Origin of the sequence: Corynebacterium sp. HMSC036D02 (genome assembly GCF_001836165.1) — a bacterium.
In the GTDB taxonomy this organism is placed as follows: Bacteria; Actinomycetota; Actinomycetes; order Mycobacteriales; family Mycobacteriaceae; genus Corynebacterium.
The window spans coordinates 1-25,469 of the sequence record NZ_KV827679.1 but is presented as its reverse complement, the minus strand read 5'-3'; the positions used below and the strand labels follow the sequence as shown (position 1 = coordinate 25,469).

Here is a 25,469-nt window from a genome sequence, read left to right as displayed (position 1 = left end):
AATGCCACGCAGCCTTAAGAAGGGCCCGTTCGTCGATGAGCACCTCCTCAACAAGGTTGATGCTCAGAACGAGGCCGGCACCAAGCAGGTCATTAAGACCTGGTCTCGCCGTTCCACCATCCTGCCCGACTTCATCGGTCACACCTTCGCCGTCCACGACGGCCGCAAGCATGTGCCGGTGTTCGTTGAGGACTCCATGGTTGGTCACAAGCTCGGTGAGTTCGCACCCACCAAGACCTTTAAGGGTCACGTCAAGGACGACAAGAAGGGACGTCGATAAGCGATGAGTGACACCATCACCTCCGCATCCGCAACGGCTCGCTACGTCCGCGTTACCCCGATGAAGGCACGCCGCGTCATCGACCTGGTCCGCGGTAAGTCCGTAGCCGAGGCACTTGCAATCCTGAAGTACGCTCCGCAGGGCGCCGCTGAGCCGGTTGCCAAGGTTGTTGCATCCGCAGCTGCCAACGCTGAGAACAACTTCGGCCTGGATCCGCGCACCCTGGTCATCTCCGAGGCTTATGCCAACGAGGGTCCGACCATGCGTCGTTTCCAGCCGCGCGCACAGGGCCGCGCATTCATGATTCGTAAGCGCACCAGCCACATCACCGTGGTTGTCGAGAGCCAGAAGGAAGGGGCCAAGTAATGGGCCAGAAGATCCATCCTCACGGCCTACGTTTGGGCATCACTTCCGACTGGAAGACCCACTGGTACGCCGATAAGGACTACGCAAACTACGTAGCCGAAGACATCAAGATCCGCGAGTACCTGGAGAAGGGCCTCGACCGCGCCGGCATTGCCGACGTCGTTATCGAGCGCACCCGCGACCGCGTCCGCGTGGACATTCACACCGCCCGCCCGGGCATCGTGATTGGCCGCCGTGGCGCTGAGGCTGACCGCATCCGCCGCGAGCTGGAGAAGCTCACCGGCAAGATGGTTGCCCTCAACATCCTCGAGGTCAAGCAGGTCGACGCCAACGCAACCTTGGTTGCACAGTCTGTCGCTGAGCAGCTGGTCAACCGCGTGGCTTTCCGCCGCGCAATGCGCAAGGCCATCCAGTCCGCTATGCGCCAGCCGCAGGTCAAGGGTATTAAGATCCTCCTGTCTGGTCGCCTGGGCGGTGCTGAGATGTCCCGCACCGAGCGCTACCACGAGGGTCGCGTTCCGCTGCACACCCTTCGCGCCGAAATCGACTACGGCACCGCAGAGGCCCACACCACCTTCGGCCGCATCGGCATCAAGGTGTGGATCTACAAGGGTGACGTTGTCGGTGGCGTCCGCGAGTCCGAACTGAACGCTCCGGCGCAGGGCCGTGGCCGCGGTGACCGCAACGGTCGTCCGCGTCGTGGTGGCCAGCGTCGCCAGCGCGCACAGCAGAAGCAGGAGGGCTAATCCATGCTGATTCCTAAGCGCGTCAAGTACCGTCGCCAGCACCGCCCGAACCGCTCGGGTGTGTCCAAGGGCGGTAACCGCATCAACTTCGGTGACTACGCCATCCAGGCTCTCGAGCCGGCGTACATCACCAACCGCCAGATTGAGGCCGCACGTATTGCCATCAACCGCCACGTCAAGCGTGGTGGCAAGGTGTGGATCAACATCTTCCCGGACCGTCCGCTGACCCAGAAGCCGCTCGGCGTGCGTATGGGTTCCGGTAAGGGTCCCGTCGAGAAGTGGGTTGCCAACGTTAAGCCGGGCCGTATCCTCTTCGAGATGACCTACCCGAACGAAGCTACCGCCATCGAGGCTCTGCGCCGTGCTGGTCAGAAGCTTCCGTGCAAGGTCCGCATCATCAAGAAGGAGGACCAGTTCTAATGGCTACCGGTACCCCCGCCCACGAGTTCCGTGAGCTCGACAACGCTGAGCTGGAAAACCGCCTGAAGGATGCGAAGGAAGAGCTCTTCAACCTTCGTTTCCAGAAGGCCACCGGCCAGCTGACCAACAACCGCCGCATCGGCACGGTTAAGCGCGACATCGCCCGCATCTACACCGTTCTGCGCGAGCGTGAGCTGGGCCTGTCCGTTGCTCCGGGAGCTGAGGCTTAATCATGAGTGAGGCAAACGTGAACACTAAGAAGGAAAAGGGCGCTCGCAAGACCCGCACCGGCATCGTTGTCTCCGACAAGATGAATAAGACCATCGTTGTCGAGCTCGAGGACCGCAAGCAGCACGCCCTCTACGGCAAGATTATGCGCACTAACAAGAAGGTTAAGGCGCACGACGAGAACGAGACCGCCGGCATCGGCGACCGCGTTCTCATCGCCGAGACTCGCCCGCTGTCCAAGGACAAGCACTTCCGTCTCGTCGAGATCGTTGAGAAGGCTAAGTAAAATCTAGCTCTCCTCGATAGCAGTGGCCCCCACGGTGACCGTGGGGGCCATTTTTCATGCGCTCTTCGCTCCCACATCCGACACGCTACAGACAACAGCCTGACAGGGGAGCGGTCTCCAGGTATGCGGATTAAGCTGCGGGAACGTGTTAGGGTAAGGCCGTTCATCTCTTGAAAGGTCATTCTCCTTATGTCCGCGTTCTCTCGTTCTTTGCTAACCCTTGCCTGCGCTTCCTCCATGGCAGCCCTCGTCGGTTGTGCCGCGGAGGAGACTGCCCCCGTTGCTGCCGACGCCCCGGCTGTGGAATCTGCCGCGGACGTTTCAACTACGCAGGCCGAACCGGAATCGGACGCGCAGCCGCAGCCGAGCACTGAAGCTGCCGGGCCCAACCCGACGCTGCCAGCGGGCTATAGACCTGGGGCTGCTGATTCAGGCCCGAAGCCATCCCATGCACAAGACGCAGCTAAAGACGGCGCAGGGAACTCCGCCGCCAGTGGCATCGAAAAGTGCGTGTACCGGAAGGATCGCGTCCGCAGCGAGGGCAATCCTGCCGATGTTCCCTCTACTGTGTCGGGCACCGTGTATAAGGCCCAAGCAGGCGATCTCGACGGCGGTGAGCCAGGCATTGTCTTGCCCGAATACGCGTCGGAAGAGGTCTGGGTCTTGGCCTTAGACGCGCCCACCACGCTGAGTGGCTTCAAGAGCGGCAGCCCGAAACGCGAGACGATAACCTACGCGGGCAAGGAATGCATTGGGCTCCTTGAAAAGGGCGCGTGGGCGGGCTACGAAGGCAAACATGTCACCCTGCCCTTTGAACCCGACCGCGGCTGGTGGCAAAGCGATGTGAGTGTTCCGATGGGTGGGCTGCGCGTGGATTATACTCCCGACGAGGTCCAATAGCGCGGCGCAGCCGTTAGAGCCGCAACACTTCAGCATGAGGCGGCCGAGTAGCTAGCGCTCACCCCGGTGCGTCAACGCGATAGCGAGGCAAAACGCACTGAGCACCGCACCTACTGCGAGAAGGAAGGTGCCGATGCGATAGGGCATAGCGCTGACCAAGTCGATGGTGTTGTAAATCCGCAGCCACACCAGCCAGCCGCTGATGAGTGCAACGCCCCCAACAGCAGAAAGCGCGCGCAAACCGCGGGTGGGGCGCTGGGAGGGGGAGAAGGCGTGGTAGGAGGCGTCGACAAGCGCGAGTGCGGAAAGCAATACCGAGGCCCACGCCGCCAGCGGCACCGGTAGTAGTGCCGCGCTACCGAAGAGCACCGGCAGGATAAAGGCCACGCCCACCAGTACGAAAAGTAGGCCGTGCAGTATGCCGGCGCGCAGGGGGTATTTCATAAGCGTTCCTCCACCTCAGAGAACGTGGGCGACTGCGCGCCCGTGCGGGAGACCGTCATGGCTGCGGCCGTCGCCGCAAAGTGCAGGATCTCCCGCCACTCCTCGGCGCCCAAAGCGTTGATATCCCGCTCCACCAATTGGCTGAGCAGCGCGGCCATCACCGTGTCACCGGCGCCGATGGTGTCCGCTACCTCTACCGTGACCGGCGGGACCTGCACCGATACCGAATCTGTGCGCACACTGAGCCCCTCCGCGCCGCGCGTGGTTACGACCACAGGCACCTGTGTCAGCGCGTCTTCACCCAGGAACTCAACTTCTTCCTTGCTGAGTTTCAGCAGCGTGACGTGCGGCAGCAGCGATAACAAGAATTCGCGATGTTCCGGCGTGGCGAAGAAGGGGCGAATGTTGGGATCCAACGCCACCTTGGTGCCCTTCGCGGCGAGCTCCTTCAGCAGCGCGGCATAACGGGAAGCACCGGGCTCTAGGGCCAAGGAGACGGTGCCGAAGCAGGTCCAGGGGACGTCGGCAAGCACAGGCTCTACCAGGCGGTCCGCCGTGCCCTCCGTGTAGAAGGAATAGGTGGCCGAGCCGTCCTCGCCGATGTTGCAGACCGCCAGCGTCGTGGGTTCCTCGCCCCGCTGCACGAGCGAGGTATCCACGCCCTCCTCACTAAGGCGCTCCATGAGCGCTTCCCCGAATGCATCCCGCGAGAGCCGAGACTGAAATCCCACGCTAGCGCCCAAACGCCCCGCCGCAACCGCCACGTTGAAGGGGCCGCCACCCAAGGCTGGGGTTAAGTCCGCCAGCTGTCCGCGTCCCCGTGGTACGAGGTCAACGAGGCCTTCGCCACACACCATAATGTCCATGGACCCCATACTATCGAGAGCATGAACTACCGTCCGCTTTTCCACCTTTCCCCACCATCGGGTCGCCTCAATGACCCCAACGGAGTTTTCATCGACGGCGACAACCTGCATGTTTATTATCAGCACGACCCCTGCTTCCCCCACGCGGCAAAGCAGACGGGCTGGGGACATGCCGTGGCTTCCTTGAGCGAGGCGAAACCCTGGCGTCACTACCCGGACGCGCTGTACCCCATCCGTGAGCACGACGCCCACGGTTGCTACTCGGGCGGTGCGGTGGTCGACGGTGAAGATGTCTGGCTGTTTTATACCGGCAACCTGAAGCGCGACGGCGCGCGGATTCCCTCGCAGAACCGCGTCCGCGCAGTCGATGCGGGTGGTCCAGAAGGCGGCGTGTACGAGCACGATCCCGCGAACCCACTCATCAATGGGCCCGCGGAGGGCTTCACGGGGCATTACCGCGATCCCCAGATCACCTGTGACAAGGACGGCTGGCGCATGGTGCTCGGCGCCCAGGCGGAGGATGAAACGGGGCACGTGGTGCTCTACCGTTCTAAGGATCTGGCGCAGTGGTCCTTCCAAGGTGCGCTCACCTTTGACACCTCGGGCGCTGAGCCGGGCCTGAGCCCCGACCTGGTGCCGGGCGGCTACATGTGGGAATGTCCCAACCTCGTCACTATGCGTGACCGCGCGACGGGGGAGGACAAGGACGTCCTAGTCATCTGCCCGCAAGGTCTTGAGCCTGCGCTTGCCGACGACACCACGCACTACGCCTCCTCCGATCAGTGCGGCTACCTCGTGGGCCGTCTGGAGGGCACGGTCTTCCACGTGGAGCGAGGTTTTAGCGAGCTGGACTATGGCCACCAGTTTTATGCGCCACAGCTGGTGGAAAAGGATGGCGAGGCCATCATGCTCGGGTGGATGGGGTTGCCCGCGCAGGATGACACCCCGACGGTTGCCCAGGGCTGGGTCCACACGCTCACCTTGCCGCGGCGCGTGTGGCTGGAGGATGGCTGGTTGCGCCAGGCGGCGCTGTGGTCCCTGCCGGCGGGGCCGGCACGAGAGGGGTTCGGTTCTGTAGCCACGCTGACAGCCGGCGAGGGAACCTACGTGCTTGTCGACGACTCCGGGGCCGACGCCTTCCGCGTCACCTACGGCGAGGGAAAGCTGCGGCTTAACTCTGGTGAAGATGAGCGCGTCGTGTCCTGCCCGGCGGGTTCTGTGGAGCTCATCGCGGATGGCTGCGCGGTGGAGGTCTTCGCGGGCGATGGGCGGATTGCGGGGGCGTCGGCAGTCTTTGGCGCCAGCGACGCTCGCTGGCGCGGTTGGGAGGCCCGTTAGGGTGTGAACTTTCCTATATTTGCGCCCGATTGCTTGGCTTTATGTTGAGTAGCGTGTCTAATAAGAGGTGACACTGTTAAATTCATCTCACTCTCCGAGGAGGCACGCCGGAATGGATCACTCACAGGTCGCGGCGCGAATACTCTCAGCCATCGGCGGCGAAGACAACATCGTGGCGCTCGCGCACTGCGCCACTCGCCTGCGGATGGTGCTCAAGGACAGCAAGAAGGTCGACAAGGCCGCGCTGGAAAATGATCCGGACCTCAAGGGCATCTTTGAGGCTGGGGGCATGTTCCAGGTCATCGTCGGACCGGGCGATGTCAACATCGTCTTCGACCAGCTCAACAAAATAACCACCAAGGACATCGCGGTCTCCACCGACAAGCTCAAGGACATTGCCGCGGATTCCGGCAACTGGTTCTCCCGCGCGGTGAAGGTCCTCGCGGATATCTTCGTGCCGCTCATCCCGATTCTGGTCGGCGGCGGTCTGCTCATGGCGCTCAATAACGTGATGACCGTCAACGGCCTGTTCGGTGAGCAGTCCGTTATTGAGATGTTCCCGGCTATGGCCGATGTTGCCGGGCTTATTAACCTCTTGGCCTCGGCGCCGTTTGCCTTCCTGCCTATCTTGGTGGGCTTTACTGCCACCAAGCGCTTTGGCGGTAATGAATTCCTCGGCGCTGGCATGGCCATGGCGATGGTGATGCCGGACCTGGTCAATGGTTACCAAGTGGCCGCGACCATCGAGGCAGGGGAGATGACCTACTGGAACATCTTCGGCCTCGACGTGGCCCAAGCCGGCTACCAAGGTTCCATCCTGCCGATTCTGGTCATTGCCTGGATTCTTGCCACGATAGAGAAATTTCTGCACAAGCACCTCAAGGGCACGGTGGACTTCCTGCTTACCCCGCTGCTGACGTTGCTGGTCACGGGCTTCATCACCTTCATCGCGGTGGGCCCGGTGCTGCGCACTGCGGGCGATATGCTCGGCGCGGGTCTTAATGACCTGTACACCTTCGCCGGCCCGGTGGGCGGCTTTATCTTTGGTCTGTTCTACTCGCCGATTGTCATCACGGGCCTGCACCAATCCTTCCCGCCGATTGAGACGATGCTGTGGAACGAGGGTGGCTCCTTCATTTTCGCGGTGGCTTCCGTGGCCAACATTGCCCAGGGTGGCGTGGCTTTGGCGGTGTACTTCCTCGCCCGCTCTGAGAAGCTCAAGGGCCTGTCCGGTGCCTCGGGTGTGTCCGCGCTCTTCGGTATTACCGAGCCCGCCATCTTCGGTGTGAACCTGCGGCTGCGCTGGCCGTTCTACATCGGCATGGGCGCGTCCGCGATTGCGGCGACGCTCATTGCGCTTTTCGACGTCAAAGCAACCGCCCTCGGCGCCGCCGGCTTCATCGGCTTTGTCTCCATGCGCCCTGAGGATTACACGCAGTTCTTTATCTGCGCCTTTACCTCTTTGATCCTCGCTTTTGGTGTGGCCTTTGGCTATGGCCGCTACCTGATTGCCAAGAATGGTTCCATCGACCCCGATGAGACCGGTGCTGAAGGCACCGGTGTAGGTGGCGCGGTTCCTGCCGCCACCGCCGACCCGAACGCCTTCCGCGTGGCCTCCCCGCTGGCTGGAAAAGCTATCGCACTGGAGTCGGTCTCGGACCCGATGTTTGCCGCTGGCAAGCTGGGCGCGGGCGCGGCCGTCGAGCCGACCGAGGGACGACTCGTCTCCCCGATTGACGGCAAGGTGACCGTCACCTTCCCCTCCAAGCACGCTTATGCCGTGCGCGGCAAGGATGCCGACGGCAACAACGTAGACATCCTCATTCACATCGGCTTCGATACCGTGAACCTGAAGGGTGAGCACTTCACCTCGCACGTGTCCAAGGGTGATGAGGTCAAGGCCGGCGACCTTCTCTGCGAGTTCGATATCGAGGCCATCAAGGCAGCCGACTACCCGGTGACCACACCAGTCGTTGTCTCCAACTCCAAGAAGACAGGCCCGGTCCTGCCTGCCTACGCCACGGGCGAGGAGATCTCCTTCGGTGATGTGCTGCTCACCGTGGACCCGAAGCCGGAACCTGCTGATGCAGCACCTGCCGCATCAACCTCGAAGGCCTAGGGGCGCTTCAGTGGACAAGGCCTAGGGCCCGTCCGCCGCTTCCACAAGTGCAGACCTGGAAGTGCAGACCCGCTGGTCGTCGCCAAGCACTGCGCGTGCGCTTCACGACGCCACCAGCGCCTCTGCACTTCCAGGTCTGCGCATTTGGGTTTGAGGAGATGAGAAGTGTCGTGGGCCAGGGAAGTGGTGCAACGCGCGATTTGGGGAAATGGCCAAGGTCATGCTTGAATGTATGGGTTGCATATGGCCGGTCGGTGCAGTGCGATGCGTTTCCGAATCGCCGCACCGAGACCCTTCGACCGCTGTGAACAGCGAGTTCGTCGCACAGCCTGTGCCACGTAAGCAAGTAGACCAGGTGTGTCAAGGACGGAAATCTTGACGCACGTTAATCCAGGTCAGGAGACCCATAGTGATTCAGCAAGAATCGCGTCTGCGCGTCGCCGACAACTCCGGTGCACGAGAGATCCTCGTCATCCGTGTTCTCGGCGGCTCCGTTCGACGTTTCGCTGGCATTGGTGACATCGTCGTCGCCACTGTCAAGGAAGCCATCCCGGGTGGCAACGTAAAGGAAGGCGATGTCGTCAAGGCCGTCATCGTCCGTGCCAAGAAGGAGACCCGTCGTCCGGACGGCTCCTACATCGCATTCGATGAAAACGCCGCAGTTATTCTCAAGGGTGACAACGAGCCGCGCGGTACCCGCATCTTCGGCCCGGTTGCTCGCGAACTTCGTGACAAGCGCTTCATGAAGATCGTTTCTCTCGCACCGGAGGTGATCTAGTCTTATGAAGATTCATAAGGGCGATATGGTGATTGTCATTTCGGGCCCGGACAAGGGCGCGAAGGGCAAGGTCATTGAGGCATACCCGAAGCGCGACAAGGTCCTCGTTGAGGGCGTCAACCGCGTTAAGAAGCACGTTGCTAACTCCGCTACCGAGCGTGGCGCCGAGTCCGGCGGAATCGTAACCCAGGAAGCTCCGATCCACGTGTCCAACGTTGCGATCGTCGACTCCGAGGGCAACCCGACCCGCGTGGGCTACCGTTTCGACGAAAACGGCAAGAAGGTCCGCATCGCACGTAGCAACGGGAAGGACATCTAACATGAGCGAGAATTACACTCCGCGTCTGAAGACCCGCTACCGCGAGGAAATCAAGAAGGCTCTGAACGAAGAGTTCAAGTACGAGAACGTGATGCAGATTCCGGGCGTCACCAAGGTTGTTGTCAACATGGGTGTGGGCGACGCTGCCCGCGACTCCAAGATGATCAACGGTGCTCTCGAGGACCTTACCGCTATCACCGGCCAGAAGCCGCAGGTGCGTCGCGCTAAGAAGTCCATCGCTAACTTCAAGCTCCGTGAGGGCATGCCCATCGGTGCGCGCGTTACCCTGCGCGGCGACCGCATGTGGGAGTTCCTGGACCGCCTGCTGACCATCGCGCTGCCGCGTATTCGCGACTTCCGCGGTCTCTCCGACCAGCAGTTCGACGGCCACGGCAACTACACCTTTGGCCTCAGCGAGCAGACCATGTTCTACGAGATCGACATCGACAAGGTGGACCGCCCGCGTGGTATGGACATCACCGTCGTGACCTCCGCTACCAACGACGAAGAGGGCCGCAAGCTCCTGCGCGAGCTCGGCTTCCCGTTCAAGTAACGTAGCGAATTCTTCCGCCTAATACATAGGTGAAGAGCATCCCCGGTACTCCGTAAGGAGGCCGGGGAATTTTGCGCTTGCACTCCTTCTCGCAACAAGACGGAGGCAGTGTTTCCTCTGAGGAATGAAGAGGCGGGGAGTAAACTACTGGCGTCCGTGAACTATCTATCCGGTGAGGTAAATGATGTCCCTGAATGACGCTGTGGCAGCTGCGGTGAAGAAGAAGGTCACGTTGCTCGATGAATTCTTCGCCCGTTTCGCCGTGCGCTCCACCCTGGCGGGCGTGTACCTCGCTATCGGCACGGCGTTTGCTGCGGTGATGGGGATGGGCGTCGAGAAGCATGTGGAAGGTCTGGGCTCGCTGGTCTTTGCATGCCTGTTCGGCTTGGGACTGTTTGCCATCGTCCTTCTTGGCGCGGAGCTGGCCACCGGCAACATGATGTACATGGTCTATGGCGCCGCAACAAAGCACGTGGGCTGGGGCAAGGCCCTGTGGCTGCTGGTGGTGACGACGCTGTTCAACCTGGTTGGTGCTGCCCTCTTTGCCGCAGCCATGGGAATGTCGGCCAAGCTGGGCGGCATCGACCCGAACCATCTCATCGCCAACCTCGCGATGGGCAAGCTCATCAAGGGCCCAGGCGGGCTGCTGGTGGAGGCTATGCTGGCCAACTTCGTGGTCAACATGGCTATCGTCGGCGCGGTCTTTGCCAAGGATGTGGTATCCAAGTTCTTCGTCATCGTGCCGATCATCGCCTGCTTTGTGGGCCTGGGGCTGGAGCACGTTATCGCCAACTTCTGCCTGATGACCCTGACCTTCTTCTGTGCCAGTCCGCTGCCTGAGGGCTTTACTCTCGGTGCGGTCCTGGCCAACTGGTCCATCGTGTGGGTGGGAAACCTCATCGGCGGCGGCTTCCTTATTGGCGGCGTGTATGCCTGGCTTAACTCTGGCCCGGAAGCGTACCGCGATTAAGTTCGCCCGAGTAGAGGTTGAAGCGGTCGCCGCGCGCGAAGCCAACCAGCGCCATGCCGGTCTCCCGGGCGGTTTCCACGGCTAGGGAGGAAGCCGCCGAAACCGCAACGAGCATGCCAAAGCCGGCCATCGCCGCTTTGTTGACCAGCTCGAAACTGGCGCGCGAACTCATGACGAGAATGAGGTCACTGGCAGGTAGCATGCCTTCCATGAGTAGGTGGCCAATGACTTTATCGGCGGCGTTGTGCCTGCCGACGTCCTCGCGCACCACGATGGGCTCGCCGTCGAGAGTAAAGGCCCCAGCGGCGTGAATGCCGCCGGTCTTGCGGAACTGTTTTTGCTCCCGCTTCAGGGTCTCGGGCAGCTTGGCGACGACCCCCGGATCCACCGGCACCTGCGGAATCTCGTAGCGGCTCTGCTTCATCAGCGCCTCGATGGAGGAAGTGCCGCACACCCCGCAGGCGGATGTGGTGGTGGTCAGGCGCAGATCAGCCAGCGTGATGGCGTGCGGGTTAGTTAGCTCGACATCCAGCAGATTATAGGGATTGCGCCCGTCCGCGGAGGCGCCCGCGCAATAGCGGGCCTCCTTGAGGTCGCTTGCGGAGCTGATATGGCCTTCCGAGTGGAGGAAACCGTGGGCCAACTCGACGTCGTGGCCCGGCGTGCGCATCGTCGTGGTCAACGTCTGCCCGCCCACGCGGATCTCCAAGGGCTCTTCGCCCGTGACGGTATCGCCGCGCGTATCGACCTGTATGACCTGCCCGTCTTCGTTGAGGCGCACCTTTGTTACGGCGAAGGTGGCGTTGACGCGACCACTCATCGGTTGAGGGCCTCCTTCAACGTGGCGATATGCGCGCGGGCTTCCTGGGGGTTTTTGGAAGCTAAGCCCACTAGGTACGCCGTCAGGGGAGCAGCGGGACGGGACTGGGTATGCGCAACGTCCTTGGTCAGATCGAGAAGTTCCTTGACCAGGGCGGTGGCCTCCTCAGGGGAGACTCCGATTAGCTCGGCGGCCTCTTCCAGCCACTGATGGGCGGTGCGGATCGGATCAGGTGTTTCGCTCATGGCTTCCTATGCTAACGCGTTTTGGAAAACTGCATGTCAGCGGGTAGAGTAATCCGACGGACTTGCATTTTTCCACTCCTGCGCCGCGAAAACAGTGCAGGAGGTGCGGAAACGTGCCAAGCCGGAAGAATTGAAAATCATCTACTTTGTTGTAGGCCCCTCGCCGTAGATAGCGGACCGTTGTCTGTATCAAAGGGTGGCGAGCGCCTCGCGGTATTGACTGCGGGGAGCGTGAGTAGCCCGAAATCACACGGAAAACGCTTTGGTGAGCATTATGGGAACCGCAACGAGAAAGGTTAAAGGTCACTCATATGACTATGACTGATCCTATTGCCGACATGCTGTCGCGCGTGCGCAACGCATCTAATGCGCACCACGACGTCGTGTCGATGCCGACCTCCAAGCTCAAGGCGAACATCGCTGAGATCTTGAAGCAGGAAGGCTACATCGCTGACTACTCCGTCGAGGGCCGCGAGCTGTCCCTCGAGCTTAAGTACAACAACCGTGAGCGTTCCCTCTCGGGTCTGCGTCGCGTGTCTAAGCCGGGTCTGCGTGTGTACGCAAAGTCCACCGAACTGCCGCAGGTTCTGGGCGGCCTGGGCGTGGCCATCATCTCCACGTCCCAGGGTCTGCTCACCGACCGTCAGGCTCAGGAGAAGGGTGTAGGCGGAGAAGTTCTCGCCTACGTCTGGTAAGGGAGGATTGACACATGTCTCGTATCGGTCTAGCACCTATCGCCGTCCCGAAGGGCGTCGAGATCACCATCAACGGCCAGGTTGTCAACGTTAAGGGTTCCAAGGGCACCCTCGAGGTTGAGCTGCCGGAGCCGATCACCGCAGCCGTCGAGGACGATGAGATCAAGGTCTCCCGTCCGGATGACGACCGCAAGAACCGCGCCCTGCACGGTCTGTCCCGCTCCCTGGTCAACAACGCCGTTGTTGGCGTGACCGAGGGCTACACCAAGAAGATGGAAATCTTCGGTGTTGGTTACCGTGTCCAGCAGAAGGGTAAGGACCTAGAGTTCTCTCTGGGTTACTCCCACCCGATCCTCATCGAGGCTCCGGAGGGCATCACCTTCGCTGTGGATGGCGCAACCAAGCTCTCCGTATCTGGTATTGACAAGCAACTGGTTGGACAGGTCGCCGCGTACATCCGCCGCCTGCGTAAGGACGATCCTTACAAGGGCAAGGGTATTCGCTACGACGGCGAGCAAGTCCGCCGCAAGGTCGGAAAGACGGGTAAGTAAGCAATGGCTAACACTGAAAACGCAAAGCGCACCCCGGTTGGCAAGGACATTTCCTCGCGTCGTCGTGAAGCACGCGCGCGCCGCCACTTCCGCATCCGTAAGACCCTCCGCGGCACCCCTGAGGCACCGCGTCTGGTCGTTCACCGCTCCTCCCGCCACATGCACGTTCAGGTCATCGATGACCTGGCCGGCCACACCCTGGCTGCCGCTTCCTCCATGGAAGCCGACGTGCGTGCACTCGAGGGCGATAAGAAGGCCAAGGCTGCCAAGGTAGGCCAGCTCATCGCTGAGCGCGCCAAGGCCGCTGGCATCGAGCAGGTCGTCTTCGACCGTGCAGGCTACAAGTACCACGGCCGCGTTGCCGCGCTGGCCGACGCCGCTCGCGAAGGTGGTCTGCAGTTCTAATGATTAAGGCATACGGAAACATCAACGGAAGGAACGCCTAATGTCGGACCGTGAACAGCGTGACGGCGGACGCTCCGCCGAGAACAACAACGACCGCAAGGGTCGCAACAACGGCCGTCGTAACGACCGCCGCAACCACCAGGACAACGAGCGCGATAAGTACATCGAGCGCGTTGTGACCATCAACCGCGTCGCTAAGACCGTTAAGGGTGGCCGCAACATGTCCTTCACCGCTCTCGTCGTCGTTGGCGACGGCCAGGGCATGGTGGGCGTCGGCTACGGCAAGGCCAAGGAAGTCCCGGCCGCAATCCAGAAGGGTGCAGAAGAGGCTCGCAAGAACTTCTTCCGCGTCCCGATGATTGCTGGCACCATTACCCACCCGGTTGAGGGTCGCGACGCCGCTGGCATCGTCATGATGAAGCCGGCCGCTCCGGGTACCGGTGTCATCGCCGGCGGTGCTGCTCGTCCGGTGCTTGAGTGCGCTGGTGTGCAGGACATTCTGTCGAAGTCCCTGGGCTCCGACAACGCTCTCAACGTCGTCCGCGCTACCGTGGACGGCCTCAAGCAGCTGGTTCGCCCGGAGGAAGTTGCCGCACGTCGTGGCAAGTCCCTCGAGGAGGTCGCACCGGCCCAGATGCTGCGCAAGCGCGCAGGTCAGGAGGCATAAGCAATGGCTCTGAAGATTACTCAGGTAAAGGGCCTTGTGGGCACCAAGCCGAACCACCGCGCAAACATGGAGTCGCTTGGTCTCAAGCGCATCGGTCACTCTGTTGTGAAGCAGGACACCCCGATCATCCGCGGTATGGTTCACAAGGTGCGTCACCTGGTCACCGTCGAAGAAGTGGCAGGGGAGTAAACCATGGCTGATATCATCAAGCTCCACGACCTGCGCCCGGCCGCAGGCTCCAACAAGCCCAAGACCCGCGTCGGCCGCGGTGAGGCATCCAAGGGTAAGACCGCTGGTCGCGGTACCAAGGGCACCGGTGCTCGTAAGCAGGTTTCCGCTGCTTTCGAGGGTGGCCAGATGCCGATCCACATGCGTCTGCCGAAGCTCAAGGGCTTCAAGAACCCGAACCATGTTGAGTACCAGGTAGTCAACGTTGCTGACCTCGCAGAGGCTTTCGCTAACGGTGGCGACGTCACCGTTGCGGGCATCGTTGCTGCTGGCCTGGTTCGCAAGAACCAGCCGGTCAAGGTTCTGGGCAACGGTGAGATCAACGTTAAGTTGAACGTCACCGCTGACAAGTTCTCCAAGTCTGCTGTTGAGAAGATCGAGGCTGCTGGCGGCACCGCCACCGCAACCAAGTAATTCTCTCCAGGCTCTGTGAGAGCCATCGCCCTCCCGTGGCGCTACTTCCGAGTGGCCTTCGGGAGGGCTTTTGGTGTTTTCGGGGCACTCCAGCAGGCCGCAAAAGGCATTAGTACCTTTTGAGGAGCACCTTATGGTCCGATTGTTATGTGTTGACCTGGGAGTTTTCGCGGGGAGGGCCGCAAATGGCATCTCTCAAAAGGTACTAATGCCTTTTGAGAGGAACCTTATGGCACGAAGTTTATGCGGCTGAGGTGCAGGTGCAGTTTCGGTTGTGGGAATGTTAGGCGTCGTTGACCGTCTTTTCATAGAGGCCGGGGAAGCGGCCATCCGGATCGGTGACGGCCTTGATGCGGTCTGGTAGGTCACCGCCGTAGAGTTCGGCAAATTGCTCGGGGGAGTAGAAGGCTTCCGAGTACAACGACTTATGCCCGCCGAGTTCGCTGACTTTCGCCTCGATGACGCGGTTGAAGGCGCCGTTGCCCGGGGCGGAGGGATCGATGTGATTTCCCTCTACGCCTGACCAAAAGCCCACGTTGACCCAGGTCTGGCCCGGGCGCAGCGGGTACAGCGGCCACGGGGCCGGGGAATCAGCGGCCAGCGTGCCCGTACCAACGAGGTCTTCGACGCCCTCGCGCAACCGAATCGGGCACAGCCACACCGGCTGGATATCGGAGGCCGCAAAGAACCAGTCCAAGAACTCCGGCAAGTTCTCCGGGGTGACCTCGATGTCCTGCACCACGCGCTCACCCCGCGGCAGGCCCTTCGGCTTCTTGATGAAGTTGTACTCCAGCTCGTATTTCCGGTCCAGGCGCACGAGCTTCCAGTAGAAGGAACTGCGCCGCAGCTGCCGCGGCCACACCTTGCGCACCCGCGGATTCTGCGCGCCGAAGGCTCGCGAGCACCAGAACCAGTCAGTATCCCAGCGCCAGATGTAATCGCGCACCGTGAGGCGGTCGCGGCGGATACCGCGGGCGTGCTGGAGGCTGCGGTAGAAAATCTCCTCCCTCGTGTAGTCGGAGGTTGGGCCCTCCTCCTCCGTGAAACGGGCCATGACCAGGTAGGATTCCTCCGGAGAGAAGACCACGCCATCTAGGCCGTGGACATCGAGGCCGTCATAGGAGTGGGTGCGGGAGACGTCGTCAAGCGTGCGTGCCAAGGACTCAAAGTCGTGGAAGCGCACCTCCCTCAGCTCCACGTAAGGCTTCACCGCGCGCAGCTCAATCTTGAGGCGCACCGCATAGCCCAAGGAACCGTAGGAGTTGGGGAAGAGGCGGAAGAGATCGACGTTCTCCTCACGTGAGCACGTGAGAATCTCGCCAGTACCGGTGAGGATGTCCATCTCCAGCACGGATTCGTGCGGCAATCCATCGCGGAAGCTCGTGGACTCCACGCCCATGCCCGTCACAGCGCCGCCCAGCGTAATGGTCTTGAGCTGCGGCACCACGAAGGGCATCAGGCCGTGCGGCAAGGTGGCGTCGACAAGGTCCTCGTAGGTACACATGCCCTGGACCTCGGCGGTCTGCGCAATCGGATCGACCTCAATGACCCCGCCCAGGCCAGAGACATCCAGCCCTGATTGCTTGCCGCTGCGTCCGCGGAAAAGGTTCGAGGTTTTCTTCGCCAGACGTACGCGCTTATCCTTCGGCACCGCGCGGAAGCTACGCAGGAGCTTGTCGACGCCCTCCGCGTGCGCCTTCCACCCCACCGGCGGGATCTCCACGGCGTCGACGCTGCGGTGATTGCGGATGAGATCGGTCAACATAGAACTCCTTCCAGAATTAGAAGCGCGAATCTTCCCACCAGCGGCGCTCGGGAACGCCGGAGCGGGAGCCGGCGTCACCCAGCTTGACGCCCAAGAAGTGGTACAGGTTGATGATGTTGTGCTCGAAACCCCACTCGGAGCCGGCCATGTAGATGGCCCACAGCCGCGCGGTGGGCAGGCCGACCAGCGAGCAGGCCTCCTCCCACGTCTCCTTGAGGTTTTCGCACCAATCGTGCAATGTGCGCATATAGTCGAAGCGCAGGGATTCGGTGTGGACGACTTCGAAGCCGGCATCCTGCATGCACTTGGTGATGGTGCCGGAGCCGGAGAGCTCGCCGTCGGGGAAGATATAGCGGTCGATGAATCCGCCCTTCGGGGTTTTGTGGTTATCCGGGTAGGTGATGCAGTGGTTGAGCATCAATCCACCTGGCTTGAGCTTGCCGTGGAGGAAACTGAAGAAGCCGGGGTAGTTCTTGACTCCGATGTGCTCCAGCAGCCCAATGGCGGAGATGGCGTCGAAGCCTTCCTCAGTAACGTCGCGATAGTCCACAAATCGGATCTCCGCGAGGTCTTCGAGGCCCTCCTCCTTGATCTTGGCCTGGCCCCACTCAGCCTGCTCCTTGGAGAGGGTTACGCCGAGGGACTTCACGCCGCGGCGGGCCGCATAGCGCACCATGCCGCCCCAGCCGCAGCCGACGTCGAGGTGGCGGTCGCCCTCCTTGAGCCGCAGCTTGTCAAAGATGAGCCGATACTTGTTTTCCTGGGCCTCATCCAGCGTGGCGTCGGGGGAGGGGTAGTAGGCGCAGGTGTATGTCATCGAATCGCCGAGGAAGAGCTCGTAGAAGTCATTGCCCACGTCGTAGTGATCGGAGATGACTTCAGCGTCGCGCTCCTTGGAATGCTTGGACAGGCCCTCGTGGAGTTTGCGGCGCAGCCAAGACGCGCGCTCGACCTCGGGGACCGGCTGGATCTGAAAGGCTCCCATCGAAGCCAAAGAGCGGGCTACCCGGGCCAGCGTCATGGCATCGGGGCGGGAGAACTTGTCATACATCGCGTGCAAAGCGTCGAAGATGCCATAAGGATGCGCAGGGTGCTCGCCTTCGACGGTGATGCCATCGGTGACATAGGCGCGGGCAAATCCGACGTCCCCTGGGTGAGTAGCGATATAAGCCAAGCCTTGGAGGTTATTGATCTTGACGGTGAACTGTGCATCAACCGGGCCAGTGGAGGAGCCGTCGAAAGCCTCCCAGCGGAAGGGGTTGGGGCTGGGGATGAAAGTATCGATAATCTCGGCCACAGTCATCGGGGTAAATCGCTTACTCATAAAATTACATACTTCTTTCGGTTCATCGTCTGGCTGATAAAGAACGGCCATACTCCGAGACGTCCCGGGCGTCGCGGGGGAGGTCGAAAAGACGCAGAAATCTTGTAAGGACATTGCCGCGAAGCAACACGGACCATGGTAGGCCCGATCCATAAATGGCGCTAAGGGAGGGGATATGTCCTCCTGGTTAGGGCGGCGTAAACGGGGTCAATGTGGCGAAAGTGGCCGAGGCTGGTAGGGTAATGGGGTCAAAAGTGTTCAACCGTTCCTATGAGAGACCTTAAAAAGGCTCTTAACTTTTGGGAACAGATGAGATCCACCCCCGTGCGCGGCGAATTCGAACCGCACAACAAGCGCGGTAGGCCAGGAGGATTAAGTAGTGTCCGCCATTTTGCAGGCTTTCAAAGATGCCGACCTGCGTAAGAAGATCATCTTCACGCTCGTGTTGATTATCCTCTACCGCGTTGGCGCACAGATCCCGTCGCCGGGCGTTGATTACGCCACCATCGCCGGCCGTCTTCGTGACCTCACGGAGGAAGCAGGCAACCTTTACTCGGTGATCAACCTGTTCTCCGGTGGTGCGCTGCTGCAGCTGTCCATCTTCGCCATCGGCATCATGCCGTACATTACGGCGTCGATTATCGTGCAGCTGCTCACCGTGGTTATTCCCCACTTCGAGCAGCTGAAGAAGGAGGGGCAATCCGGTCAGGCCAAGATGACGCAGTACACGCGCTACCTCACCCTGGCGCTGGCGCTGCTGCAGTCTTCGGGCATCGTAGCTCTGGCGGACCGCGAGCAGCTCTTGGGACAAGGCGTGCGTGTCCTGGCGGAGGACCGTAACTTCTTCACCCTCATCGTGCTCGTGATCACCATGACCTCCGGCGCCATCCTCGTCATGTGGATGGGTGAGTTGATTACTGAGAAGGGCATCGGCAACGGTATGTCGCTGATGATCTTCGCCGGTATCGCTACCCGCCTTCCTACCGACGGTGTCAACATCTTCCAGAACAATGGCGGCCTGGTCTTCGCCATGGTTCTTACCGGTCTCATCGTCCTCGTTGTGGGCATTACCTTCATCGAGCAGGGCCAGCGCCGCATCCCGGTGCAGTACGCCAAGCGTATGGTGGGACGCCGCCAGTACGGTGGTTCCTCCACCTACCTGCCGCTCAAGGTCAACCAGGCCGGCGTTATCCCGGTCATCTTCGCTTCCTCGCTGATCTACATGCCGGTGCTCATCACTCAGATCGTCAACTCCGGTTCCCCGGGCGTGTCCGATAACTGGTGGCAGCGCAACGTCATTGCATACTTGCAGGCGCCGAGCTCCTGGCAGTACATCGTTCTCTACTTCGTGCTCACCATCTTCTTCTCCTACTTCTACGTGTCGGTTCAATATGACCCGGCCGAGCAGGCGGAGAACATGAAGAAGTATGGTGGATTTATCCCGGGCATCCGCCCGGGCCGACCGACCGCCGAGTACCTAGGTTTCGTCATGAACCGTCTGTTGTTCGTCGGCTCGATCTACCTAGCGGTTATCGCCGTCCTTCCAAATATCCTCCTGGATCTCGGAATCGGCAGCGCTGGTGCCGCCGGCACCTCCGCTTTCGGTGGTACCGCCATCCTCATTATGGTCTCGGTGGCCCTGACCACGGTCAAGCAAATCGAGTCCCAGCTCCTACAATCCAACTACGAAGGACTACTTAAGTAATGCGTTACGTACTCCTTGGCCCTCCCGGTGCCGGCAAGGGCACCCAAGCCGCTCTCCTCAGCGAGAAGCTCGGCGTTCCGCACATCTCCACCGGTGACCTCTTCCGCGCCAACATTGGTGAGGGCACCCCACTCGGCGTCGAGGCCAAGTCCTACATCGACGCCGGCAAGTTGGTGCCGACTGACGTCACCGCCCGCATGGTGGAGGATCGCCTCAACCAGGATGACGCCAAGGACGGCTTCCTTCTTGATGGCTTCCCGCGCACCGTGGAGCAGGCCGACATCCTGGAGAAGCTGCTCGCCGATAAGGGCCTGAAGCTCGATGGCGTCCTGAACTTTGAGGTCTCCGAGGACGTTGTGGTTGAGCGCATGCTCGCCCGCGGCCGCGCAGACGACACCGAGGAGACCATCCGCACCCGCCTGGGCGTCTACCGCGAGGAGACCTTCCCGCTCATCGAGCACTACGGCGATGCCATCATCTCCATCAAGGCCGAAGGAACCGTTGAGGACATCAACGAGCGCACCCTTCAGGCAATGGGCAAGTAATCTGCCAACGTAGCCATGGCTTTTCGACGACGCACTAAAACCATCCCCGCCCGCACTCCGGGTGAGCTCGACGCCATGCAGGCGGCCGGTGAGATCGTCGGCCGTGCTCTGCAAGCAGTGCGCGCAGCCGCTGCAGTGGGTGTGAGCACGCTTGAGCTCGATGACGTTGCTGAGCAGACCATTCGGGATGCCGGCGCTGTGCCCACCTTCAAGGGCTATGGCGGATTCCCGGGCTCTATTTGTGCGTCCGTCAATGACGTAATTGTCCATGGTATTCCCACCAAGGATCTCCTTCTTGCGGAAGGAGATCTTGTTTCCATCGACTGCGGCGCCACGCTCGACGGCTGGGTGGGGGATAGTGCGTGGACGTTTGGCGTCGGCAAGCTCAGCCCTGAGACGCAGGCGCTGAGCGACGCCACCGAATGGGTTCTCCACGAAGGTCTCAAGGCTATGGTTCCCGGCAACCGGCTTACCGACGTCTCCGCAGCCCTCGAGCAGGCCACCTACCGCGCAGAAGATAAGTTCGGCGTCGAGCTTTTCATCGTCGATGGTTACGGTGGCCACGGCATCGGCCGTGAAATGCACGAAGAGCCCTACCTGGCTAATGAAGGTAAGGCGGGGCGTGGCCCCATAATTCAGGAGGGCTCCGTTCTCGCCATTGAGCCGATGCTGACTCTGGGCACCGAAGACAACGAAGTTCTCGAGGATGACTGGACTGTCGTGACACTCGATGGTTCCCTGTCTGCCCACTGGGAACACACCGTGGCAGCCACGGAGAATGGTCCTCGAATTTTGACTCCGCGCTACTAAAGGCGGTGTCTGGGGTAGGCATTTTGGCTAAGGAAGGTTTATACTTCTTCCCATGTCTAAGATTCGCTCCCTAGTTGGCGCCCGTTCCCTACGCCGCGCCACCGCAATCGGCCTGGTAACCGCCACTCTCTCGGTTGCTCCCGCCGCAAACGCACAGACGGTTCCCTCCATCGATACCCTGTCCTCCGACGTTCAGTCTCAGCTTGATGAGTTCGCTGGCCAGACCCGCGAGAATGCGTGGAATAGCCGCAACCAGATGCTGGAGACGCTCCAGAGCGTTAACCCGCAGGCGGCTGACGCTCTCCGCCCGGTTATCGATGGCGCCATCGAGCTGATCTTCCCGGGTCTGATTGATCAGAAGAACGCTGAGATCCGCGCCGCTCGCGAAGCGGAGGAGCGCGCCCACGCTGAGCAGATTGCTCGCGAGAAGGCTGCCGCTGAGGAAGCCGCACGTAAGGCAGAAGCCGAGCGTCAGGCCCAGCGCTTCGATGTTGGCCCGTGCCCGGCGGATGCACGCATCTGCGTGGACCGCGACGGTCGCCGCACCTGGCTGCAGGACGGCAACGGCAACGTCACCTACGTTGCGCAGGGTATGTCCACCGGTAAGCCGGGTGAGGAGACCCCGGCCGGTACCTTCTACATCAACCGCAAGATCAAGGATGAGATTTCCTGGGAGTTTGGCAACGCGCCGATGCCCTACGCCATGTACTTCACCAACAATGGCCACGCTTTCCACGAGGGTTCCCCGGCATACCAGTCCAACGGCTGCGTACGCCTGACCCACCAGGATGCAGTGCGCTACTGGAATGATGTGCCGATGGGCTCCAAGGTCTTCATTTACTAAGATGTAGCGGTGAGCGAGTCACCGCTACATAGCATCAGCCTCCCGCACCATGTGGTGACGGGAGGTTTCTGCATTTGGAAAACCCGTCTTCGCAGCGTATGCTCTAATGCTGGTGTCTGTACGCAGCCGAAGTGGTTGCTGGAGGCACCAGGCAGTAGACACCAAACATGCAGGTGGGGACGGCGCCAAGCGCGGCACGCACTCCACCAGAAAAGTAGAGGTTATGGCTAAGGAAGGCGCAATCGAGGTTGAGGGTCGCATCGTTGAACCCCTGCCCAACGCAATGTTCCGCGTCGAACTCGACAACGGACACAAGGTACTCGCCCACATCTCGGGCAAGATGCGTCAGCACTACATCCGCATCCTCCCAGAGGACCGCGTTGTTGTGGAGCTGTCTCCTTATGACCTGACCCGCGGACGCATCGTCTACCGCTACAAGTAAAGACTGTAAGCCTCCTCACCCACGGGACGCACTAGCTGCGTCCTTTTTTACCTCAGGCTGCGATGGCCTGAGCCCACGCTGCTAAGCATGCCCACAGTTCCCCGGCACGGCCCGGGGCAAAGTGTATGTGTGGCGGGGGACGGATGTGGAGAAAACCATCGTAACAACCCGAAAGGACTAGCCATATGGCACGTCTAGCTGGTGTTGACCTCCCGCGCAACAAGCGCATGGAGGTTGCTCTCACCTACATCTACGGCATCGGGCCTTCCCGTGCCAAGGAACTGCTGGAAAAGACCGGCATTTCTCCCGACCTGCGCACCGACAACCTCGACGACGATCAGCTGTCGGCGCTGCGTGACGTCATTGAGGCTACCTGGAAGGTAGAGGGTGACCTCCGCCGCCAGGTTCAGGCTGATATCCGTCGCAAGATTGAAATCGGTTGCTACCAGGGCATCCGCCACCGTCGTGGCCTGCCCGTTCGTGGTCAGCGCACCAAGACCAACGCTCGTACGCGCAAGGGTCCGAAGAAGACGATCGCAGGAAAGAAGAAGTAAAACATGCCACCCAAGACTCGTTCCGGCGCGCGCCGTGGTGGTCGTCGCGTCGTAAAGAAGAACGTGGCCGCTGGCCACGCATACATCAAGTCCACCTTCAACAACACCATCGTGTCCATCACGGACCCGCACGGTGCTGTCATCTCCTGGGCATCCTCCGGCCACGTCGGCTTCAAGGGTTCCCGTAAGTCCACCCCGTTCGCAGCGCAGATGGCTGCTGAGAACGCGGCCCGCAAGGCCATGGACCACGGTATGAAGAAGGTTGACGTTTTCGTCAAGGGTCCGGGCTCCGGCCGCGAGACCGCAATCCGTTCCCTGCAGGCTGCAGGCCTCGAGGTTTCCTCGATCACGGATGCCACCCCACAGCCGCACAACGGCTGCCGTCCGACCAAGCGCCGCAAGGTTTAAGGGAAAGGAAGAGGTAAGAAAATGGCTCGTTATACTGGCCCCGCTACCCGCGTATCCCGCCGTCTGCGCGTCGACCTGGTCGGCGGCGACATGGCATTTGAGCGCCGCCCGTACCCCCCGGGACAGGCTGGCCGCAACCGCATCAAGGAATCTGAGTACCTGCTGCAGCTCCAGGAGAAGCAGAAGGCCAAGTACACCTACGGTGTGCTGGAGCGTCAGTTCCGCCGCTACTACGCCGAGGCTAACCGTCTCCCGGGCAAGACCGGTGACAACCTCGTCGTTCTGCTCGAGTCCCGTCTCGACAACGTGATCTACCGTGCAGGTCTGGCCAACACCCGCCGCCAGGCTCGCCAGCTTGTCTCCCACGGTCACTTCACCGTGAACGGCAAGAAGATCAACGTTCCTTCCTTCCGCGTTACGCAGTACGACATCATCGATGTTCGTGAGCGTTCCCAGAAGATGGAATGGTTCGAAGAGGCTCAGGACCGCCTGGTAGACGCCAACGTTCCGGCGTGGCTGCAGGTCGTTCCGGACACCCTGCGCATCCTCGTGCACCAGCTGCCCGAGCGCGCTCAGATCGACGTTCCGCTGCAGGAGCAGCTCATCGTCGAGCTTTACTCGAAGTAATCCTTCGACACTTTCATCTTTACCCCTTCTACCGGCGTCATATAGCGGGCGCCGACAAGGAGAAACTCCATGCTTATTTCCCAGCGTCCTCAGCTCACCGAGGAATTCATCGACTCGTCTCGCTCTAAGTTCGTTATCGAGCCGCTTGAGCCGGGCTTCGGTTACACCCTTGGCAACTCGCTTCGTCGCACGCTGCTTTCGTCCATCCCGGGCGCGGCAGTAACCTCCATCAAGATTGACGGTGTGCTCCACGAGTTCACCACCATCAATGGTGTGAAGGAAGACGTTTCCGAGATCATCCTGAATGTCAAGGGTTTGGTTCTGTCCTCCGACTCCGATGAGCCGGTCGTGATGTACCTGAGCAAGGAAGGCCCGGGTGAGGTCACTGCAGGCGATATCCAGCCGCCGGCTGGCGTGGAGATCCACAACTCGGATCTGCACATCGCATCGCTGAATGAGTCCGCCAAGCTGGAGATGGAACTCGTCGTCGAGCGCGGCCGTGGCTACGTCCCGGCTGCTGCTACCTCGGGAGAGATCGGCCGCATTCCGGTCGACCAGATCTACTCCCCGGTGCTGAAGGTCTCCTACAAGGTCGAAGCTACTCGTGTTGAGCAGCGTACCGACTTTGACAAGCTGATCATCGACGTCGAGACCAAGAACTCGATTTCCGCACGCGACGCCCTGGCTTCCGCCGGCGGCACCCTGGTCGAGCTCTTCGGCCTGGCTCGCGAGCTGAACACCGCCGCTGAGGGCATCGAGATTGGCCCGTCCCCGCAGGAGACGGAGTACATCGCTGCATACAGCATGCCGATCGAGGATCTGAACTTCTCCGTCCGCTCCTACAACTGCCTGAAGCGTCAGGAAATCCACACCGTTGGTGAGCTCGCTGAGTGCACCGAATCGGACCTGCTGGATATCCGCAACTTCGGTCAGAAGTCGATCAATGAGGTAAAGATCAAGCTGGCTAACTTGGGCCTGGCTCTCAAGGACACCCCTGAGGACTTCGACCCGACCCAGCTGGAAGGTTACGACGCAGAAACCGGTGACTTCAAGGACCCGGCTTCCGACGATTCCGAGTAAAGAATTCCACTGAATCGTGACGGCGCGGCAACCGCGCCCCGTCGCGCGCTCAATTAATCCGCACACGAGGAGTACATAATGCCTACCCCCAAGAAGGGTCCGCGTCTCGGCGGCTCCGCCAGCCAGCAGAAGCACCTGCTGAGCAACATGGCTGCGAGCCTGATCGAGCACGGCGCAATCAAGACCACCGATGCCAAGGCGAAGGTTCTTCGTCCGTACATCGAGAAGATCATCACCAAGGCGAAGGCCGGCACCGTTGCCGACCGTCGCGCAGTTCTCAAGCTCATCCCGCACAAGGATGTCGTTGCCCACCTCTTTGATGAGCTGGCACCGAAGTTCGAGAACCGTGAGGGTGGCTACACCCGCATCATCAAGCTGGAGAACCGCTCCGGCGACAACGCCCCGATGTCCCAGATCTCCCTCGTTCTCGAGGAGACCGTGACCTCCGAGGCAAACCGCGCTACCCGCGCTGCCGCCTCCAAGCAGGCCGAGGAAGCTAAGGCTGAAGAGGCTGAGGCTGAGTCCGCTGAGGCTGAGGAGACCACCGAGGAGAAGTAATTCTTCTTTAGGTCTTAAAGGGCCCGCGCTCACCATCATAGTGGGGCGCGGGCCTTTGCCGTTTTCTGCGCCCTGGGCGGACGGCCTTGTGGCGCAAAGAGGGGAGCCGTGCTCTGGATGACGTACCGTTTTAACAAATAGCGGCGCCTGCCTTTGAGTTGTGAACATC

Annotated in this window: 35 protein-coding genes; 29 read left to right on the top strand and 6 right to left on the bottom strand. The window is 61.0% G+C overall.

What is annotated here, in order from left to right; all coding sequences use genetic code 11:
- Window position 1 precedes the first annotated feature (1 nt).
- From rpsS to HMPREF2743_RS06355, 7 genes are all read left to right on the top strand, one after another.
- Window positions 2-280 carry a 30S ribosomal protein S19 gene (gene rpsS, locus HMPREF2743_RS06385; RefSeq protein ID WP_010189646.1) on the top strand — a complete coding sequence of 93 codons (279 nt, stop codon included), beginning with the start codon at window positions 2-4 and terminating at the stop codon, window positions 278-280.
- Window positions 281-283: 3 nt separating this feature from the next.
- Window positions 284-646, top strand: a complete 363-nt coding sequence (gene rplV, locus HMPREF2743_RS06380) for a 50S ribosomal protein L22 (protein ID WP_010189645.1) — start codon at window positions 284-286, stop codon at window positions 644-646.
- Window positions 646-1,392, top strand: coding sequence for a 30S ribosomal protein S3 (rpsC, locus tag HMPREF2743_RS06375; protein ID WP_010189644.1), 747 nt, complete (start codon window positions 646-648; stop codon window positions 1,390-1,392). The genes rplV and rpsC overlap by 1 nt, the downstream gene beginning before the upstream one ends.
- A gap of 3 nt (window positions 1,393-1,395) precedes the next feature.
- On the top strand, window positions 1,396-1,812 hold the full coding sequence (gene rplP / locus HMPREF2743_RS06370; RefSeq protein ID WP_070527782.1) for a 50S ribosomal protein L16: 417 nt from the start codon (window positions 1,396-1,398) through the stop codon (window positions 1,810-1,812).
- Window positions 1,812-2,042, top strand: coding sequence for a 50S ribosomal protein L29 (gene rpmC / locus HMPREF2743_RS06365; RefSeq protein ID WP_010189642.1), 231 nt, complete (start codon window positions 1,812-1,814; stop codon window positions 2,040-2,042). The genes rplP and rpmC overlap by 1 nt, the downstream gene beginning before the upstream one ends.
- A gap of 2 nt (window positions 2,043-2,044) precedes the next feature.
- On the top strand, window positions 2,045-2,326 hold the full coding sequence (gene rpsQ, locus HMPREF2743_RS06360; protein ID WP_010189641.1) for a 30S ribosomal protein S17: 282 nt from the start codon (window positions 2,045-2,047) through the stop codon (window positions 2,324-2,326).
- 189 nt (window positions 2,327-2,515) lie between these two features.
- Window positions 2,516-3,226: a hypothetical protein gene (locus HMPREF2743_RS06355; RefSeq protein WP_070818408.1), complete on the top strand. Its 711-nt coding sequence runs from the start codon at window positions 2,516-2,518 to the stop codon at window positions 3,224-3,226.
- A gap of 51 nt (window positions 3,227-3,277) precedes the next feature.
- Here the strand turns inward: HMPREF2743_RS06355 and HMPREF2743_RS06350 are convergent, their stop codons facing one another.
- Both HMPREF2743_RS06350 and HMPREF2743_RS06345 read right to left on the bottom strand, forming a co-directional pair.
- Entirely contained in the window at window positions 3,278-3,670 is a 393-nt protein-coding gene (locus HMPREF2743_RS06350) for a hypothetical protein (RefSeq protein ID WP_070527789.1), read from the bottom strand.
- Window positions 3,667-4,536 (bottom strand): carbohydrate kinase family protein, encoded by an 870-nt coding sequence (locus tag HMPREF2743_RS06345; RefSeq protein WP_070818410.1) that lies wholly within the window; start codon window positions 4,534-4,536, stop codon window positions 3,667-3,669. Before HMPREF2743_RS06345 ends, HMPREF2743_RS06350 begins: the two co-directional genes overlap by 4 nt.
- Before the next feature lie 21 nt (window positions 4,537-4,557).
- Here HMPREF2743_RS06345 and HMPREF2743_RS06340 point away from each other — a divergent pair, with 21 nt between their 5' ends.
- The 6 genes from HMPREF2743_RS06340 to HMPREF2743_RS06315 all read left to right on the top strand — a co-directional run bounded on the left by HMPREF2743_RS06340 (window position 4,558) and on the right by HMPREF2743_RS06315 (window position 10,613).
- Complete coding sequence (locus tag HMPREF2743_RS06340; protein WP_070818407.1) at window positions 4,558-5,874, top strand: glycoside hydrolase family 32 protein; 1,317 nt, start codon at window positions 4,558-4,560, stop codon at window positions 5,872-5,874.
- A gap of 112 nt (window positions 5,875-5,986) precedes the next feature.
- Window positions 5,987-7,993 carry a sucrose-specific PTS transporter subunit IIBC gene (locus tag HMPREF2743_RS06335; RefSeq protein WP_070818406.1) on the top strand — a complete coding sequence of 669 codons (2,007 nt, stop codon included), beginning with the start codon at window positions 5,987-5,989 and terminating at the stop codon, window positions 7,991-7,993.
- Window positions 7,994-8,402: 409 nt separating this feature from the next.
- On the top strand, window positions 8,403-8,771 hold the full coding sequence (gene rplN / locus HMPREF2743_RS06330) for a 50S ribosomal protein L14 (protein ID WP_046648472.1): 369 nt from the start codon (window positions 8,403-8,405) through the stop codon (window positions 8,769-8,771).
- A gap of 4 nt (window positions 8,772-8,775) precedes the next feature.
- On the top strand, window positions 8,776-9,090 hold the full coding sequence (rplX, locus tag HMPREF2743_RS06325) for a 50S ribosomal protein L24 (protein ID WP_005527724.1): 315 nt from the start codon (window positions 8,776-8,778) through the stop codon (window positions 9,088-9,090).
- Between the two features lies 1 nt (window position 9,091).
- The gene (gene rplE, locus HMPREF2743_RS06320) at window positions 9,092-9,643 is read left to right on the top strand and encodes a 50S ribosomal protein L5 (protein ID WP_010189579.1); all 552 of its coding nucleotides are present in this window, start codon (window positions 9,092-9,094) and stop codon (window positions 9,641-9,643) included.
- Between the two features lie 184 nt (window positions 9,644-9,827).
- On the top strand, window positions 9,828-10,613 hold the full coding sequence (locus tag HMPREF2743_RS06315) for a formate/nitrite transporter family protein (protein WP_070818405.1): 786 nt from the start codon (window positions 9,828-9,830) through the stop codon (window positions 10,611-10,613).
- Here HMPREF2743_RS06315 and fdhD read toward each other — a convergent pair.
- On the bottom strand, window positions 10,582-11,433 hold the full coding sequence (gene fdhD, locus HMPREF2743_RS06310; protein WP_070527805.1) for a formate dehydrogenase accessory sulfurtransferase FdhD: 852 nt from the start codon (window positions 11,431-11,433) through the stop codon (window positions 10,582-10,584). The genes HMPREF2743_RS06315 and fdhD overlap by 32 nt on opposite strands.
- Entirely contained in the window at window positions 11,430-11,678 is a 249-nt protein-coding gene (locus HMPREF2743_RS06305) for a DUF6457 domain-containing protein (protein ID WP_070527809.1), read from the bottom strand. Before HMPREF2743_RS06305 ends, fdhD begins: the two co-directional genes overlap by 4 nt.
- A gap of 311 nt (window positions 11,679-11,989) precedes the next feature.
- Between HMPREF2743_RS06305 and rpsH the strand changes: the two genes are divergently transcribed.
- The 6 genes from rpsH to rplO are packed head-to-tail and all read left to right on the top strand — an operon-like array spanning window position 11,990 to window position 14,638.
- Window positions 11,990-12,373, top strand: a complete 384-nt coding sequence (gene rpsH, locus HMPREF2743_RS06300; RefSeq protein WP_070527811.1) for a 30S ribosomal protein S8 — start codon at window positions 11,990-11,992, stop codon at window positions 12,371-12,373.
- Window positions 12,374-12,387: 14 nt separating this feature from the next.
- The gene (gene rplF / locus HMPREF2743_RS06295; RefSeq protein ID WP_049157327.1) at window positions 12,388-12,924 is read left to right on the top strand and encodes a 50S ribosomal protein L6; all 537 of its coding nucleotides are present in this window, start codon (window positions 12,388-12,390) and stop codon (window positions 12,922-12,924) included.
- 3 nt (window positions 12,925-12,927) lie between these two features.
- On the top strand, window positions 12,928-13,329 hold the full coding sequence (gene rplR, locus HMPREF2743_RS06290; protein WP_046648465.1) for a 50S ribosomal protein L18: 402 nt from the start codon (window positions 12,928-12,930) through the stop codon (window positions 13,327-13,329).
- Between the two features lie 40 nt (window positions 13,330-13,369).
- A complete protein-coding gene (gene rpsE, locus HMPREF2743_RS06285) occupies window positions 13,370-13,996 on the top strand; it encodes a 30S ribosomal protein S5 (RefSeq protein WP_010189568.1) in 627 nt (208 codons plus the stop codon).
- A gap of 3 nt (window positions 13,997-13,999) precedes the next feature.
- Complete coding sequence (gene rpmD, locus HMPREF2743_RS06280) at window positions 14,000-14,185, top strand: 50S ribosomal protein L30 (protein WP_010189565.1); 186 nt, start codon at window positions 14,000-14,002, stop codon at window positions 14,183-14,185.
- Between the two features lie 3 nt (window positions 14,186-14,188).
- Window positions 14,189-14,638 (top strand): 50S ribosomal protein L15, encoded by a 450-nt coding sequence (gene rplO / locus HMPREF2743_RS06275; RefSeq protein WP_070527817.1) that lies wholly within the window; start codon window positions 14,189-14,191, stop codon window positions 14,636-14,638.
- Between the two features lie 283 nt (window positions 14,639-14,921).
- On the opposite strand, the gene HMPREF2743_RS06270 is transcribed toward rplO, so the two are convergent.
- The gene (locus tag HMPREF2743_RS06270) at window positions 14,922-16,403 is read right to left on the bottom strand and encodes an FAD-binding oxidoreductase (RefSeq protein ID WP_070818404.1); all 1,482 of its coding nucleotides are present in this window, start codon (window positions 16,401-16,403) and stop codon (window positions 14,922-14,924) included.
- 16 nt (window positions 16,404-16,419) lie between these two features.
- Window positions 16,420-17,727, bottom strand: a complete 1,308-nt coding sequence (locus HMPREF2743_RS06265; protein ID WP_070745616.1) for a class I SAM-dependent methyltransferase — start codon at window positions 17,725-17,727, stop codon at window positions 16,420-16,422.
- Window positions 17,728-18,106: 379 nt separating this feature from the next.
- On the opposite strand from HMPREF2743_RS06265, the gene secY reads away from it, so the two are divergent.
- From secY to rplQ, 10 genes are all read left to right on the top strand, one after another.
- Window positions 18,107-19,432, top strand: a complete 1,326-nt coding sequence (secY, locus tag HMPREF2743_RS06260) for a preprotein translocase subunit SecY (RefSeq protein ID WP_070818403.1) — start codon at window positions 18,107-18,109, stop codon at window positions 19,430-19,432.
- The gene (locus HMPREF2743_RS06255) at window positions 19,432-19,977 is read left to right on the top strand and encodes an adenylate kinase (RefSeq protein WP_070818402.1); all 546 of its coding nucleotides are present in this window, start codon (window positions 19,432-19,434) and stop codon (window positions 19,975-19,977) included. The genes secY and HMPREF2743_RS06255 overlap by 1 nt, the downstream gene beginning before the upstream one ends.
- Window positions 19,978-19,992: 15 nt before the next feature.
- Window positions 19,993-20,787, top strand: a complete 795-nt coding sequence (gene map / locus HMPREF2743_RS06250; protein WP_070818401.1) for a type I methionyl aminopeptidase — start codon at window positions 19,993-19,995, stop codon at window positions 20,785-20,787.
- Between the two features lie 52 nt (window positions 20,788-20,839).
- Window positions 20,840-21,631 (top strand): L,D-transpeptidase, encoded by a 792-nt coding sequence (locus tag HMPREF2743_RS06245; protein ID WP_070818400.1) that lies wholly within the window; start codon window positions 20,840-20,842, stop codon window positions 21,629-21,631.
- A gap of 223 nt (window positions 21,632-21,854) precedes the next feature.
- Window positions 21,855-22,073, top strand: a complete 219-nt coding sequence (gene infA / locus HMPREF2743_RS06240; RefSeq protein WP_003854422.1) for a translation initiation factor IF-1 — start codon at window positions 21,855-21,857, stop codon at window positions 22,071-22,073.
- A 185-nt stretch (window positions 22,074-22,258) separates the two neighbouring features.
- Window positions 22,259-22,627: a 30S ribosomal protein S13 gene (gene rpsM / locus HMPREF2743_RS06235; RefSeq protein ID WP_039673764.1), complete on the top strand. Its 369-nt coding sequence runs from the start codon at window positions 22,259-22,261 to the stop codon at window positions 22,625-22,627.
- Between the two features lie 3 nt (window positions 22,628-22,630).
- A complete protein-coding gene (gene rpsK, locus HMPREF2743_RS06230) occupies window positions 22,631-23,035 on the top strand; it encodes a 30S ribosomal protein S11 (protein WP_010189540.1) in 405 nt (134 codons plus the stop codon).
- Window positions 23,036-23,056: 21 nt separating this feature from the next.
- Window positions 23,057-23,662, top strand: a complete 606-nt coding sequence (gene rpsD / locus HMPREF2743_RS06225) for a 30S ribosomal protein S4 (protein WP_010189536.1) — start codon at window positions 23,057-23,059, stop codon at window positions 23,660-23,662.
- A 69-nt stretch (window positions 23,663-23,731) separates the two neighbouring features.
- Window positions 23,732-24,742, top strand: a complete 1,011-nt coding sequence (locus tag HMPREF2743_RS06220; protein ID WP_010189530.1) for a DNA-directed RNA polymerase subunit alpha — start codon at window positions 23,732-23,734, stop codon at window positions 24,740-24,742.
- Window positions 24,743-24,820: 78 nt separating this feature from the next.
- Window positions 24,821-25,300, top strand: coding sequence for a 50S ribosomal protein L17 (rplQ, locus tag HMPREF2743_RS06215; protein ID WP_070527838.1), 480 nt, complete (start codon window positions 24,821-24,823; stop codon window positions 25,298-25,300).
- Window positions 25,301-25,469 lie beyond the last annotated feature (169 nt).